This is a genomic window from Actinoplanes oblitus (assembly GCF_030252345.1).
GTDB lineage: Bacteria > Actinomycetota > Actinomycetes > Mycobacteriales > Micromonosporaceae > Actinoplanes > Actinoplanes oblitus.
Map to the genome: position 1 here is coordinate 1,054,786 of NZ_CP126980.1, position 14,818 is coordinate 1,069,603.

Genomic DNA, 14,818 nt, shown 5'->3' on the forward strand with positions numbered 1-14,818 from the left:
CGATACCAGCCTGGACCGCCTCGACCGCACCGAGTCGGTCCTGACCGATACCAACCAGGGCTGCCCGCACCGGACCCGGTTTGTCCTGACCGGACCGCTCGGGCCCGTCGCCACTGAGCGAAGACGACCGATGAGGCGCCCGATCTCATGGGCGGACCACCGCGACCACCGGATCCAGCCCGGATGCCCGCTGGACGGCCCGGAGTGGGCCGCAGCCTCGCGTGACGCCCAGGGACTGCTGGCAAAGGCGTAGAAAATAGGTTTTATCGGGTATCTGAGCCAGGAGCGAACCGGGATCAGGATCCGGTGAGGCGGACCAGGAGCAGGGCGATGTCGTCGCTGCGGCGCGGGGCGACCTCGAGCAGGCGGGCGCAGAGTTCGTCGCCGGGGTAGACGGCGCAGTGGCGGAGCACCTCGGCGAGGCGGGCGACGCCGTCGTCCAGCAGCTGGTCGCGGTCCTCGACCAGGCCGTCGGTGTAGAGAACCAGTGTCGACCCGGGTGGGACGTAACGGATCGTGGTGGTGCGGGGCTCCTGCGGGGGCAGGCCCAGCAGCGGCTCCGGGGGCACCCACCACACCTGCACGCGGCCGTCCGGGAGGAGGAGCAGCGGGGGCGGGTGGCCCGCGTTCGCGAAGCTGAGCTGGTATCCGGACCAGGACTGGCGGACCCGGGCCAGCACCGCGGTCGCGGCGGCCGGGACGCGCAGGCCGTGCAGGGCGCTGTCGAGCTGGGTGAGCAGGGCGCCGGGCTCGTCGTCGCGGCCGTAGGCGTTGCCGCGGACCAGGTTGCGCAGCTGGCCCATGGTGGCGGCGGCCTCGATGTCGTGACCGGCCACGTCGCCGACAGCGACCAGGACGCTGCCGTCCGGCTGGGCGAAGGCGTCGTACCAGTCGCCGCCGACCGCGGCGCCGTCCTGGGCCGGCAGGTAGCGGGCGTGCAGCTCGACGCCGGGCAGTGCGGGCAGCTCGGTGAGCAGGCTGCGCTGCAGCACCTCGGCGACGTGCCGCTGCTCGCGGTAGAGGCGGCTGTTCTCCACGGCCAGCCCGGCGCGGCGGCCGATCTCGGCGGCGATCCGCTCCTGCGCGGCGCTGAACGGCGCCCGGTCCGGCCCGTTGACCAGCAGGACCGCGCCCAGCACCCGGTGGTGCACCGGGGAGATGATCGGCGCGACCATCGACGAGCCGAGGCCGGCCGAGGTGGCGATCGCGGCGATCTCCGCGTCGCTGAGCCGGCCGCGCAGTTTCGCCGGGCTGTCGGCGCGGCGCATCGGGCGGCCGTGCCGGCGGGCGGCCAGCACGATGGCCCGCAGGTCGGTGCGGGAGCGGGCGGCCAGGTCGGCCAGCCGGGCCATGTCGCCGGCCCGGGCCGGGTCCCGGTGGGCCGCGCTGACGTGCGGCTCGGCGCCGGGCTCGTCGGCATAGGTGACCACGCACCAGTCGGCGAGCCGGGCCGTGACGATCCGGCCGAGCCGGCGCATCGCCTCGTCCACGTCCATCGTGGCGGCCAGCGACTCGGTCAGGTCGGTGAGCAGCTCCAGCTGGTGGTGGGCGGACTCGGCGGCCAGCCGGGCCTCCTCGGCGGTGGCCCGGGCGATCCGCAGGCCCACCTCCGACGAGCAGAGCGCGGCCAGCTCGGTGAGCAGCCCGATCTCGCTCGGCGTCCAGTCCCGTGGCTCGTGGTCGACGGCGCACAGCGCGCCCACCACCAGGCCGTCCGGATCGGTGATCGGGGCGCCGGCGTAGGCGATCGCGTTGAGCTGCTCGATCGACGGGTTGCCGCGCATCCGCGGGTCGGCCCGCACGTCCGGGATCACCAGCATCTCGCCGGCGACCACCACGTGCCGGCTGTACGAGTGGGTCAGCGGCATGGCCCGTTCACTGGCGAACGGCTCCGGCATGCCGACCTGCCCGGCCAGGAACTGCTGCTCGGCGTCGACCAGGCAGACCACCCCGAGCGGCGCGTCCACCAGCTGGCGGACCAGCATCGCCACCCGGTCGAACGCCTCGTCCGGCCCGGGCTGCCCCAGCTGCCGGACCGAACGCAGGCGCACCGGATCAGCGAGCACACTCTGCTCGGCGTCGCCGATGACGTCCCACTGCAGCACCCTCGCCCCCCGGCCGGTTGCCTGCCAGGTTACCGGCGTCGTGGGCCGGTCGGCGCGCACGCTCCCGACCCGATCATCCGTTTCCGGAGGTCCAATCGGTCAGGCCGGACCCCTCATCCGTGCCGTCTCCCCAGGCCGGCGCACCGATCGCGATCCACTCCCGTCGAGTGACCCAGCCCACATCGGTTGGCGGCGGCCCGCGTGCAGCCCGGACTCGATGGTGCCGCGGATCTCCTGCCGGCCCAGCCCGGCCGATCGGGCCGCCGCCGCCAGCTCACGGCGGACCGTGTCCGCGTCGAGCAGGCCCGCCCCGACGAACCGGCCCAGCGCGAACGCCGCCCGGTTCAGCGTGTCGTTACGGCAGCCCACCGCGGCGCCCGCCACCCGGTCGACGGCCGACTCCAGTGCCGTCTCGGCGTAGCGATCCGGGTGCGCGACCGGGTGCAGCGGCGCCGGCGGCGGCCCGGCGATCAGGTCACGCAGCGCCGGCGGGCTGACCGGCAGGCCGGCGCCGGGGCGGTGGATCCAGGTGTAACCGGCGCCGCCGGCGTGCCGGGAGGGCGGGGCCAGCACGTAGCCCCCGGCGCCGCGCCAGTCCAGGCCGGGGATCAGACGCACCCGGTTGCCGTAACCGGTGGGGTGGAACCACAGGTGACGGCCGCCCCCGCCGGTGCGCACCTGCGGGCCCGGCGGGATCTCGTTGCCGAGCAGGTGGCGCAGCCCGTGCCAGCCCTCCGCCGAGTCGACGTCCGCGACATCCATTACCACGCCGGTGCGCAGGCCGACGTTGGCCCGGGGCCAGTGCGCCCACCAGAGCCGGATCCGGTGCGGGTCGGTGCTCGCCTCGGTCACGCCGTGCCGCAGCAGCGGATGCTTGCCGGGACTGTCGCAGCGCGCTCCTCGATGGCAGGAACAGACACCGCTCCGGTCAGGCGTGTGCACCGGCAGGACGGGGATGCCGTGCCGGGCGTAGGCCAGGGCAGCCGTGAGCGACATTAGAACAAGCGTACGACGATTTCACCGGGCCGGCAGCGTCCGGATTCCCCGCGTCGGCGTGCGGCTGAAGCCGCGGGATCGCCCGCTTGCGGTGCATCCGCGCGGCCAGGCCGTGGGCCACCAGGCGGCTACCGCTTTCGTACGGCCGGAGCACCGGCACCATCGTCACGCCGAGCCGGGCCAGCCGATCCGCCAGGGACAGCGGCTGCTGCACCGGGCCGGGCGGCTCCGGCACATGGCCGAAGTCCAGCGCCAGCATCTCGGTGCGCGGCGGCAGCTCGCGGAGCAGCGCGAGCACGCTGATCGCCGGGTTCAGCTCGACGATCGGCAGGACCCGGCCGGCCTCGTCGGCGGAGAGGTGGGCGAGCGCCGCGAACTCCCCGCGCCGTGGTCGAAGAATCGGTCGATAAGCCCCGTCGGGCGTCATAGCCCCACGGTAACCGGATTGCCGGTTGCCGGTGAGTTACACGCTGTATAAATGCGCGAGCATCGATTGGTTCGCCTCCCAGCCGTCCGGGAACTTGACCGGGACGTTCAGGTGCACGGGCTCGGTGGACGGGTGCGCGTCGAGCAGCTCGGGGATGCCGGAACGGGCCACCACCACGCAGGCGTGCCGGTGCCGCGAGGTGAGCACGCAGAGCCGCCCGGACTCCAGGTGGAACGCTGTCGCGTCGCGCCGGCCGGAGAGCGGGTGCAGGACGACGGTCAGGTCGTACTCCCGGCCCTGGAGACGGTTGGCGGTGTCGACGGTGACGCCGGCCGCCTCCGGCGGGAGCAGCGCGCGGATCGCCGCCGCCTGGTCGCGGTGCGCGGCGCCGATGGCGATGCGGGTGGTGGTCAGCGAGCCGATGCCGGCCTCCGACTCGGTCACCCCGCCACGAGCCAGCGCCCGGGCGGCGAGCCGGGCACAGGCCGCGGCCGCCTCGGCGTCGGTGCGCACGGTGAACCGGGCGGGCAGCTCGTGCAGGCCCCAGCCGGTCGCCGCGGCGGTGTCCAGCACCTCGTCGAGCGGGGTCTCGGCGGGCCGCTCGAAGCGCAGCGCGCGGTCGCCCGGGCCGGTGCCGGAGCGGAAGCCGGTGAACGGGTAGAACGCCTCGGCGACCACCGGCGCGGCCGAGGCCGGCAGCCGCCAGGAGACCGGCAGCCGGTGCACCGGCAGCTCCGGGTTGTGCCGCAGCAGGACCGCCACGGCGCTCTGCATCGGATCCCAGGACAGGCCGGTCCAGCGGTCCACCTCGACGGTGGAGAACGGGTCGAGCTGGCCGGGATCGCCGACGAACAGCGCCCGCTCGAACCGTGGCGCGACCCGCAGCAGCGCGTCCGACCGCATCTGATAAGCCTCGTCGACGATCGCCCACGGCCAGCTGCCCTCGGCCACGGTGGCCCATTTCGCCGCCGTGCCGATGGTGATCGCCGGAGACGCCAGATCGGGCACCTTGGCCGCGACCCGGCAGTTGGGGTGCTCCTTGACCCGGTCGGTGCGCTGATAGTCCACAGCGGAGAGGCGGCCGACGGTCACCTCGGGCGAACGCGTGCCGAGCCGCTCGATCAGGTCGTCGACCTGCTCGTTGGTCTGCGCCACGATCATCAGGGGCGCGCCCGTCGCGGCCAGCTCGCCGGCCGCGCGGACCACCAGCGTCGACTTGCCGGCGCCGGGCGGCGAGTCGACGACGACGCCCCGGTGCCGGCCGGAGCGGAGGTCGCCGAGCACCGCGGCGATCACGGTGGCGGCCTCCTCGGCCGGGCTGATCGAACTCACCCCGGCACGGTAGCGCGGCCCACCGACAGAACCCGTCCGGCGGGGTCGTGCCCGGTGTCGCCGGACGCCGCCGGCCTTCGCCGGACAGCTCGTGCTCCCGGCCGGGTGTTTCGCTCGGTACGCTGCGTCCTGTCATGGATCATCCGGACTGGACCTGGCCGATTGCCAAGCTGGCGGCGCTGCGGCTCGGCCGGCGGCTGGCGGTGCTGGTTCCGGCGTCCCAGCCGCACCGCTGGTCGTTCGTGCACATCGTGCCCAGTGGCGGGCCGGCCGACGAGGCCGCGCTCCGGGACGGCGCGGCGCGCAGCGACGCCGGTCGCAGCTTCCTGATCACCCAGTGGGAGTACGAAGCGGACCGCCTGGAGGGCTACGACGAGGATCTCGGCGTGATCCGGCTGCGGCGCGCCGAGGCCGCCGACGAGTCGGAGCTGCTCGCGGTGCTGCGCGAGTGGCGGCTCCCGCCGGACGGTTTCGCCTATTCCTGGGACACCGTCGACCCCGGCTGACCTGGGAACGGTATTCCGGGGCCGTTAGGCGCGACGATTGTCCGGACTGGTCGATCGGTGTGTGCCGGCCGTCTGATCGGCGGAGCCGTTGGTGCCGGAACGGGCGGTGCGCGCAGCCTCTCGGTGTCGCCGCCAATGCGGATCTTCCAGCCCTTTGCCGGACCGCCGATGAACGGACAGTCACCGGGTTATCGAGCTGGGGCAATCCGGACGGATGGTGCACGCCGAGGAGTATCGGTGCAGGCTGCGTGCCTGCGGGGTGCAGGGAGCGATTCCGCGCTTATTCGGTTCAGCCGCCAGCTTCGCCCGGGCGCGGTCCCGGATCGGGAATCGACGGGTCACGGTCCGTTTCCATTATGCTTTTCCCGGCCCTTTGTTCCGGCTCGGTTCTCCGCTGCTCTCCCATTCTTCCGGGCGTGTCCCCGCGGGCTTTTTCGTGGGCCGCGCCGAGGTTTCCCGCCGGCGTTCTCGTTCCTTTCCCGCGGCGGGCGGCGTCCGGGTGAGCCGGGCGTCGCGGTCGCGGGGAGGCGCCGAGATCGCAGAGGCCGTCCGGCGGCTTTTTGATCTCCGAACAGGTGTTCTGACGGGTATCCGACAGTTGGCTGTCTCGAGTTGCGCGGAGGTCGGGGGTTTGCCGGGTTGCGCGCCGCGCCGACCGGGTGTGTGGATCTAGCTGCAAGGCGGAGGCGATCCCTGGAACGGGCTTGCAGCCCGGTGCTCCTCGGCGGAGCCCGCGACCCGTTGGCCGTCGATCCGGCGGGGCCGCAGGTCGTGAAGTGTTTGATCATGCGGATGCGGAAGTGTTCGCCGCTTTGTCACGGATCGGAAATAAGCCCGAGGTTCAATATCGGGTACGGAGGAATAGGGAAACCGTCTTGCAACTTGCGCGTGCGGTTCGCCGCGCAAGTTGCAGGTTTCGCCCCCTCTCGGCTCGATGCCCCGGCGCGGTGGCCGACCTTTGATCGATGCGCGCGATTTCATTCATGTTGATTTTTATTGATCTCGTTGCGGCCCCTTCCAGTCGATCATCGGAAGTGCAACTCTTCTAGCCAGCAGTGACGTCGACATCACGGACGGTGGTGGTGGGGAATGCGTCCAGACGTTCTCGTCGGTCCGAGCGATTGGCTGGTCGACCAGTTCGGCGACAGGATCGCCGACGAGCTGTGGACTCGGGTGCCAGAGGCCCTGAGCACGGCTATCGACCGTGAGGTGCACGCACGCCCGGCCATGACCCAGACCGTGGAGCGCGTGCTGGGTAATCCGCGTTGGGCGTTGCCCTATGAGGAACTCGTGCTCTTCCTCGGTACCTTGCCGGGTGCCGAGATCATCAGCGTCCCCAAGTCGGTCTACCAGCTGGTCCTCATCAACGGGCACGTCGTGGTCCCGTGGTGCTACGGCCAGTCGGCGCGGCTCTCGATGGCCGATGCCGAGGTGGGCCGCTCGTTCGGCCGGCTCGCCCGTGAGCTGCTCGGCCGGTTCGGGCCGCCGTGGCGGCGCTCGCCGGTCGAGGCACCCCTCCCGCTGGACTCGGTCGACGAGCGGGAGGTCGCCAAGATCTGCGCGGCCATCGCCCGGATCGAGCCCAAACCGGAAGTGGTGATCGCGGGCTACGCGGGTGCGCCCAACCTGGGCCTGCTCCGCGCCTGCCTGGGCGAGGTCAAGTCCACCGACAACGGGACGCTGAACTGGAGCCACCTCGACGACTTGCCGCTGCCGCCTCCGGTCATCCCGCGACCTCGGCGCATGCAGTTCCCCTGAGCGAGCCGGGCGCCGCCGATCGGGCGTCGCTCGCGCGGGGTGCCGTTCGCTCTGAGCTTCCGCCAGCGGCGGGCCGGAGCCGCCCGGTGGATGCCGCCCGCCCGCCCTGGGCGGCGTCCACCGGTTCCGTCTCGTGCGTGGTCTCCTCTCGCCCAGCGGCCGGCCGTGCCACCCCCTAGGTTGGCGGAGGTACGAGCCGACGACTCGGGGGCGATGGTCGATGACAGCGGTCTCTTCGTTCGTGGTCACCGGCGGTGGCGGTGGCATCGGCCGGGCGGTCGCCGACCGTCTGCTCGGCGACCGCGACCTGGTGGTCGTCCTGGATCGCGACCCGGCGGCCCTGGGCTGGATCGACGGGCACCCGAGCGGCTCGCGAATCATCCCGGTGCTGGGGGACGCCACCGACCAGGCCGTCGCCGAGCGCGCCGCCCGGACCGCGGCCTCGGCCGCCCCGCTGCGCGGCTGGGTCAACAACGCCGCGGTCTTCCCGGTGGCCTGGTTGCACGAGACCCCGGCCGTCGAGGTGAGCCGGCTGATCCGGCGCAACCTCGACCTGACGCTCACCGGCTGCGCCGCGGCGCTGGGCACCTTCCTGTCCGCCGGCACCGGTGGCGCCATCGTCAACATCTCCTCGCACCAGGCGCAGCGGGCGGTGCGCGGCGCCCTGCCCTACGCCACGGCGAAGGCCGCCATCGAGGGCTTGACCAGGGCGCTGGCCGTCGACTACGGGCAGTTCGGGGTACGGGTGAACGCCCTGGCACTGGGGTCGATCGCCACCGAGCGGTCCGCGGCGTACCTCGGGAATCTGCCGGAGGCGGACCGCCTCGCCTTTCACCGGGAGATCGGCCGGCTGCAGCCGCTCGGGCGGATGGGGCGGCCGGACGAGGTGGCCGAGGTGGTCGCCTTCCTGGTCTCCGAGGCGGCCGGGTTCGTCAACGGCGCGATCATTCCGCTGGACGGCGGCCGGTCGGCGGTCGGCCGCGATCCGGAGGAGGCCTGACCGGCGGCTCCGGGATGCCGGTGACCGGGAGGGCTCCGGGATGCCGGTGACCGGCGGGGCTCCGGGATGCCGTGACCGGCGGCGAAAAGGCGCGGCGAACCGTACTCACCGGTTGGCGGTGGCGGCTCTAGACTTCACGGGATGGAGTCGCCCACGACGATCCGGGACCGGGCTGTCGCGGTCGCCGACTACCTGCTCGCGGTGCGCGCGCAGCTGGACCGCCCGCCCCGCACCGTGCCCGCCGACGCGCACTGGCTCGACGCGCTGCCGGCGCATCCGGACTGCCGGCTCGGTCCGGGCGCGGACGGCACGTCCTGGCTGCGCGTCGGCCGTCCCGAGCTACCGCCTCCGGTGACCGTCCCGGCCGCCCTCCGCCGCCGCCTGCGTGGCGAGATCACCGCCACCGCCGAACCGGCCACCGAGAGCGGCCCGCCCCGGCGGAGCGCCGTCGGCGACCTCGACAGGAGCGGCTCCGGCGAGGCCGGGACCGGGCCGGCCGGTGCCGGACGCGTCGGTGGACCGAGCGCACCCGGCAGGGACGGGACCGGGCCGGCCGGTGCCGGGGCCGGCGCGACCGGGGCCGGGACCGGCGAGGCCGGGGACGGGGCCGGCGCGGCCGGGGACAACGGGCGGGCGAGCGTGGACGGGGCGGCGCCGGACGACTTCACGGTCTGGCGGGATCAGACCTGGCGTCCCTGGTCGCTGCTCACCGCCGCCGCCGAGCAGACCCGTGACCTGCACCGCAAGCTCTTCGACCGGATGCATCAGCTGGACATGGCCGCCGCCACCGAGTTGGTCTGGGGACACGGCATCCTGGAGACCACCGTCGACGGCACCCGGGTCCGTTACCCGTTGGTCGCCACCCCGGTCCTGATCGAGTACGACCCGGATCGCGCGCTGATCGCTGTCTCCCCGGCCGGCCCGTCCCGGCTGCAGACCGACGCGCTGCACGGTCTCGACGAGCGGCACCTGGCCCAGCTCCAGGGGCTGGCCGGCCCGGGCGGGGTGGTCGAGGTCGACCTGTGGAACGAGTTCGAGCGCCGGGAGTTCTTCGAGCGCGCGCTGACCCGTCTCGGTCACGACCGCGTGGTGGTGGCTGCCGGCGACGACCGGCCCGCGACCGCTTTCGTCCGGGACACCGCTGTGCTTTTCGCCCGTCCGCGCCAGCGCCAGCTGCGTGGCTTCCTGGAGAACCTGCGCAACCGGCTCACCGCCGGCCGGGCCACCGAGGGGGTCGGCGCGCTCGCCGCGATCCTGGCTCACGAGCCGAGCCGGCTCGCCATGCCCGACGACCACCCGGAGACCTGGCACCGGGTCGGCGAGCGGCTGCTCATGCCACTGCCCACCAACGCGGCACAGGAGTCGATCGCCCGCCGCCTGGCCCAGCACCGCAACGTCGTCGTGCAGGGCCCGCCGGGCACCGGCAAGACGCATACCATCCGCAACCTGATCTGCCACCTGATGGCGAACGGCAAGCGGGTCCTGGTCGTGGCGCAGAAGGAGGAGCCGCTCCGGGTGCTGCGGGACGGCCTGCCGGAGGAGGTGCGGGCGCTCTGCCTCGCGGTTCTCGGGCGCAGCACCGACCAGCTGGTCCAGTTGCAGCTCGCCGCCCGGGAGCTCTCCGACCGGGCCGCCACGCTGGACTCCGACGCCGAGGCGCGCCGGGTGGACCGGCTCACCCGCAACCTGGAGGAGGCCGAGCGTGAGCTGGCCGCCGCGCTGGCCGGGCTGCGGCTGATCGCCGAGAGCGAGGCGGCGACCTATCAGATCGGCGGGGTCAGCCTGTTGCCGGCCGAGGTCGGCGCCTGGTTGCGGGAGCGGGCGGCCGCGCACGGCGGCATCCCGGACCCGGTCGCCGGTCCGCCGCCGCTGACCATCGAGGACTTCGGCACGCTGCTGAAACTCGCGGCCCGGCTGACGCCGGAGGATCGGGCGGCCGCGATGCGGCCGCTGCCGGAGATCATGGACCTGCCGGACGCCGCCACGGTGGCGGCCCATCGGGCCGAGATCGCCGCGGCGCGGGAGCGTCTGTCCCGGTTGGCCGACCAGGGCGTCGATCTTTCTTCGGTACGCCGTGAGCAGCGCCCGTCACACGTCGAGCTGATGAGCGACCTGGCGGAGGCGGTGTCCTGGCTGCGCCGCCGCGAGGGCACCTGGACCGACCGGCTCGGCCGGCTGATGGACGACCAGCACTGGCGCACCATGTGGGCCGATCACGTGGCCACCGTCGCCGGGCTGCTCGACGAGCTGGCGGCCGGCGCCAAGCAGCAGGCCGGGCACCGGGTGGTCATCGGCGAGTCCCTGCTGGCCGAGCCGAAACTGCTGCTCACCAGGCTGGCCGAGATCCGGCTCCGGTTCGCCGCGGGCAAGGGGCTGAGCCGGCTGTTGCAGGCCGGGCTGTTCCGGATCGCCGAGGAGATCCGGGTGGACGGCGAGCCGATGCGCACCGTCGAGGACGTCGACCTGGTGGCCGCCCGGGTTCGCCGGGCCCAGGCGCACCGCCGGCTCGGCGACGTGTGGGCGGACTGGGTGGAGCGGCTGCGGATCGACGAGCCGACCGGCGGCTGGACCGATCCGGAGGTGTGGGCCGGCGCGTTGCTCGCCGAGGCCGCCCAGTCGCTCGAGTTCGACCTGCGGCGCTGGCCCACGCTGGTGGAGCGGGTGACGGCGCGCGTACCCCAAATCGATCTTGAATTGGACGGCGGGCGACTGGCGGCGGTGGCCGGGCTGCTGGACGGCGCCGCCGAGGTCTTCGTCGTGGATCAGGGACTCGCCGAGGAGCGGGCGGTCGCCGAGCGGCTGGCCCGGTGGCCGGAGCTGGCTGAGGCGTGGGCGAGTCTGGACGGGTGGGACGAGGCGGTCGCCGAGGTCCGCCGGGTGGCCCTGTTGCAGCCGGATGTGCTGCGCTTCCACGCCTTGCACGACCGGCTGGCGGGTGCCGCCCCGGAGTGGGCCGCCAAGATCGCCACGGGGGAGCACCCGGTCGTCTCCGGGCAGGCCTGTCTGGACGCCTGGGAGTGGCGGCGGGCGCAGACCTGGTTCGACAAGATGGTCGGCGACGTGGATCCGGCGCTGCTGAGCCGGCGGGTGGAGCGGGCCCGCACCCGGATCCGCCGGTTGACCGGTGAGCTGGTGGTGGCCTCCGCCTGGCTGGAGGTGGCCCGGGCGCTGGACGACCGGCGGCGGGCCGCGCTCGCCGACTGGACCACCGCGCTCCGGAAGATCGGCAAGGGCACCGGGCGCAGCGCCGCGATGTGGCAGGCGCACGCCCAGCGGGCGATGGAGTCGGCGGTGGCCGCCGTGCCGGTCTGGGTCATGTCGGTGGACCGGGCGATCGAGCAGTTCGCCGGCGGGGCGACGTTCGACGTGGTGATCGTCGACGAGGCCTCCCAGGCCGACCTGTTCGCGCTGCCGGTGCTGTCGCTGGCCGAACGGGCCGTGGTGGTCGGTGACGACCAGCAGATCGGCCCGCAGCTGAGCTTCGTCGGCTCGGTGCGGGGTCTGATCCAGCGGCACCTCACCGACGTGCCGTCGGCCGAGCACTTCGACCCGGAGTCGTCCCTTTACGATCACGCGGTACGCCGCTCGCCGGAGCGCATCCTGCTCACCGAGCACTTCCGGTGCGTGCCGCAGATCATCGAGTTCTCCTCGCGGCACTACTACGACGGCAAGATCATGCCGCTGCGCGCGGACCGGCCGGCGCTGCTGCCGATCCGGAACGTGTACTGCCCCGACGGGGTGCGGCAGAGCCTGGCCGGCTTCGGTGACGTCAACCTCGACGAGGCGGACGCGCTGGTCGGCCGCGTTACCAAGATCGTGGCGGATCCCCGGTACGACGGGAAGACGCTCGGCGTGATCAGCCTGCTCAGCAGCGGCGGGCAGGCGAACTACCTGCTCACCAAGATCCGTGAGGCGATCGGCGAGGACGAGATCCAGGCGCGGCGGCTGCGGGTCGGTGACGCGTACACGTTCCAGGGCGACGAGCGGGACGTGGTACTGGTGTCAATGGTGGTGTCTGAGAACGATCAGCGCATCGCGGCCTTCACCAAACGCGACTACCACCGGCGGATCAACGTGGCCGCGTCCCGGGCCCGCGATCAGTTGTGGATCTACCATTCGGTGCGGCCGAGCGCGCTGCTCGCCGACGACGCGCGGGCGCTGCTCCTGTCGTACGCGATGGATCTGCCCACCGAGACCGCCGCGACCGACCTGGCGGCCCGGTGTGAGAGCGACTTCGAACGCGATGTCCTGCGCCGGCTGGCGATTCGCGGCTACCGGCCGATCCCGCAGTTCCGGATCGGCGGCTACCGGATCGACTTCGTGCTGAACGCGCCGGACGGCCGGCGGCTGGCTGTCGAGTGCGACGGCGACGCCTACCACGGTCCGGAGCGGTGGGAGAGCGACATGCGCCGGCAGGCGGTGCTGGAACGGGTCGGCAACTGCGTGTTCGTCCGGATCCGGGGCAGTGTCTTCGCCCGCGAGCCGGAGGCGGCGATGCGCCCGGTCTGGCAGCGGATCGCGGAGCTGGAGATCAGCCCGGTCGGTGACTGAAAGCTAGGTTGTCGGAACGTGGTGTGCATGTGGACGGTGGCACCCGGGTAAGAAATCGCAGAAGGTTTTAATACGGATACTGGCAGTGACTGTCCGTCATGGAGTCGACGACGCTTTTTCGGTGGAATTGAGCGGGTAAGCGGTCCGCCGTTCGGTTGTTTCGTTACTCTGGATGGGCGATAATTCCCTGCTCCTGGCCTTGCTCGCGGATACGTCAAAACTTTGACTGTGACGTCCACTGTTACTACGGCCCGGTGACAGGTCGTAATAGGTGAGGGGTCTGGTTGGCGGGGGGAGCTGCCGTGTGCAAGGGGGGAGGTGCCGTCGGATGACCGTGCCCGAGGAACGGGAGCGCTGGTCGCCGCCGGTGACCCCGTTGCCCGAGCCGCGCCCGCCGGCCGAGGACCGGGCCGCCTGGTTCTCGTACACCACCGCCAGCGACCAGATCGTCTGGTCGGCGGCGCTCTCCGCGATGCTCGGCCGCCCACCCGCCCAGCACGAGATGACCCGCCAGGTGCTGGCCCGCTACGTGCACCGCGACGACCTGGCCGGCGCACTCGGCGCGATCACCGAGGCGTGGACCAGCCGGACCACGGTGCGGATCACCGTCCGGCTGATGCGCGCCGACGGCGGCTGGTTCGATGTGGACTGCCGGCTGGAGCCGATGATGAGCCCGGACGGCACGGTCCGCGGCATCCGGGGCACGGTCCGCGACGTCACCGCCCGGGAGCGGGCCCGCCGGGAGGACGCCCGGCTCACCCGCCGCGGCGAGACGGTGCAGGCGTCGCTGGTCGAGCCGGACCCGGTCACCGGCCTGCTGACCCGGGCCCGGTTCGCCGACGAGATCGACAGGGCGTTGCGCCGGGCGGCCGGCGCGCTGCTGGTGCTGCGGGTGCAGGCCGAGGAGGCCGGCGAGGGGCTGCTGCACCGCACCGCCCGGATGCTGGAGTCGCTGGCCGGCCCGGACCGGTTGCTGGGCCGGGTCGGCACCAACGAGATCGCGGTGCTGCTCGCCGCCACCGACTGGGCGACCGCCCGCGAGCAGGCGGCCGAGCTGGTCGACGCGGTCCGCGCCGAGTCCGCGGCCCGGGTCTGGTGCGGTCTGGTCCGGTTCCGGCCGGACGCCGAGGCGGGCAGCCACGACCTGCTGATCGACGCCGAGCAGGCCTGGCGGCAGTCGCGGGAGGCGGACCGGCCGCTGACCCTCGTCGCGCATCCGGTGCCGGCCCGGGACCGGCAGGGGTCGTACCGCAACCGGGTGGCCGACGCGCTCGGCACCGACCGGTTCACCCTCTACTCCCAGCCGATCCTGGAGCTGCAGACCAACCAGGTGACCCGGCACGAGCTGCTGCTGCGGGTCCTCGACGAGGCGGACGGCCCGCAGTCGCCGATCCAGGTGCTGGACGCCGCGGAACGCCTCGACGCGGTCTTCGACATCGACCTGTGGGTGGTGGAGCGGGCCATGCGGCTCGCCGTCGAGCAGCCCGGGATGTGCCTGCAGATCAACCTGTCCGGCCGTTCGGTCGGCGACCCGCGGCTGACCGACGAGGTGGAGCGCCTGCTCACGCGGTACCAGGTGAACCCGCAGCAGCTCACCTTCGAGATCACCGAGACCGCGCTGATCGGGAACCTGAGCGAGGCCCGCCGGTTCGCCGACCGGATCCGCGACCTGGGCTGCTCGCTGGCCCTGGACGACTTCGGCTCCGGGTACGCGTCGTTCCGCTACCTGCGGCTGTTCCCGATCGACCTAGTGAAGATCGACGGGGAGTACGTGGTGGACCTGGTGGACAACCCGCAGGATCAGGTGCTGGTCCGCGCCCTGGTGCAGGTCTGCCAGGCGTACGGCATCCACACCGTCGCGGAGTTCGTCCAGGACGAGGCGACGCTGCGGATGCTGCGCGAACTCGGCGTGGATTACGTGCAGGGATATCTGATCGGTCGCCCGTCGCCGGTGGTCCCCGGGCGGTTGCGCAGCGCCTGAGCACCTGCGCCCAAGCCGAGGCACACGACGCCGGAACCGGCCGAGGCCCCCCAGCCAGCCGGTTCCGGCGCCGTGGCGGGGTAGAAAGTCCTCGGACAGAGTACTCGCTGAGGTTCACGTAAGTCGATCGATTCGGTGACGCGCCGTGGAATGCTGTCCACC

At 72.9% G+C, this 14,818-nt stretch carries 9 protein-coding genes; 5 read left to right on the top strand and 4 right to left on the bottom strand.

From position 1 onward, the window contains the following. Positions 1 to 296: 296 nt before the first annotated feature. The 4 genes from Actob_RS04765 to Actob_RS04780 form a co-directional block, all read right to left on the bottom strand. A complete protein-coding gene (locus Actob_RS04765) occupies positions 297 to 2,105 on the bottom strand; it encodes a GAF domain-containing SpoIIE family protein phosphatase (protein WP_328518413.1) in 1,809 nt (602 codons plus the stop codon). 99 nt (positions 2,106 to 2,204) lie between these two features. Beyond that, the gene (locus tag Actob_RS04770; RefSeq protein ID WP_284918832.1) at positions 2,205 to 3,101 is read right to left on the bottom strand and encodes a bifunctional DNA primase/polymerase; all 897 of its coding nucleotides are present in this window, start codon (positions 3,099 to 3,101) and stop codon (positions 2,205 to 2,207) included. Then, a complete protein-coding gene (locus Actob_RS04775) occupies positions 3,034 to 3,528 on the bottom strand; it encodes a beta family protein (RefSeq protein ID WP_284918833.1) in 495 nt (164 codons plus the stop codon). The genes Actob_RS04770 and Actob_RS04775 overlap by 68 nt, the downstream gene beginning before the upstream one ends. A 36-nt stretch (positions 3,529 to 3,564) precedes the next feature. Then, positions 3,565 to 4,860 (bottom strand): AAA family ATPase, encoded by a 1,296-nt coding sequence (locus Actob_RS04780; RefSeq protein WP_284918834.1) that lies wholly within the window; start codon positions 4,858 to 4,860, stop codon positions 3,565 to 3,567. A gap of 134 nt (positions 4,861 to 4,994) precedes the next feature. Here Actob_RS04780 and Actob_RS04785 point away from each other — a divergent pair, with 134 nt between their 5' ends. The 5 genes from Actob_RS04785 (at position 4,995) to Actob_RS04805 (ending at position 14,656) form a co-directional block, all read left to right on the top strand. Beyond that, positions 4,995 to 5,366, top strand: a complete 372-nt coding sequence (locus Actob_RS04785) for a hypothetical protein (protein WP_284918835.1) — start codon at positions 4,995 to 4,997, stop codon at positions 5,364 to 5,366. Positions 5,367 to 6,455: 1,089 nt separating this feature from the next. Beyond that, positions 6,456 to 7,124, top strand: coding sequence for a hypothetical protein (locus Actob_RS04790; RefSeq protein WP_284918836.1), 669 nt, complete (start codon positions 6,456 to 6,458; stop codon positions 7,122 to 7,124). 220 nt (positions 7,125 to 7,344) lie between these two features. Then, positions 7,345 to 8,124 carry an SDR family NAD(P)-dependent oxidoreductase gene (locus Actob_RS04795; RefSeq protein WP_284918837.1) on the top strand — a complete coding sequence of 260 codons (780 nt, stop codon included), beginning with the start codon at positions 7,345 to 7,347 and terminating at the stop codon, positions 8,122 to 8,124. 141 nt (positions 8,125 to 8,265) lie between these two features. Beyond that, a complete protein-coding gene (locus tag Actob_RS04800) occupies positions 8,266 to 12,675 on the top strand; it encodes an AAA domain-containing protein (protein ID WP_284918838.1) in 4,410 nt (1,469 codons plus the stop codon). Between the two features lie 328 nt (positions 12,676 to 13,003). After that, positions 13,004 to 14,656, top strand: coding sequence for an EAL domain-containing protein (locus tag Actob_RS04805; RefSeq protein ID WP_284918839.1), 1,653 nt, complete (start codon positions 13,004 to 13,006; stop codon positions 14,654 to 14,656). Positions 14,657 to 14,818: the final 162 nt, after the last annotated feature.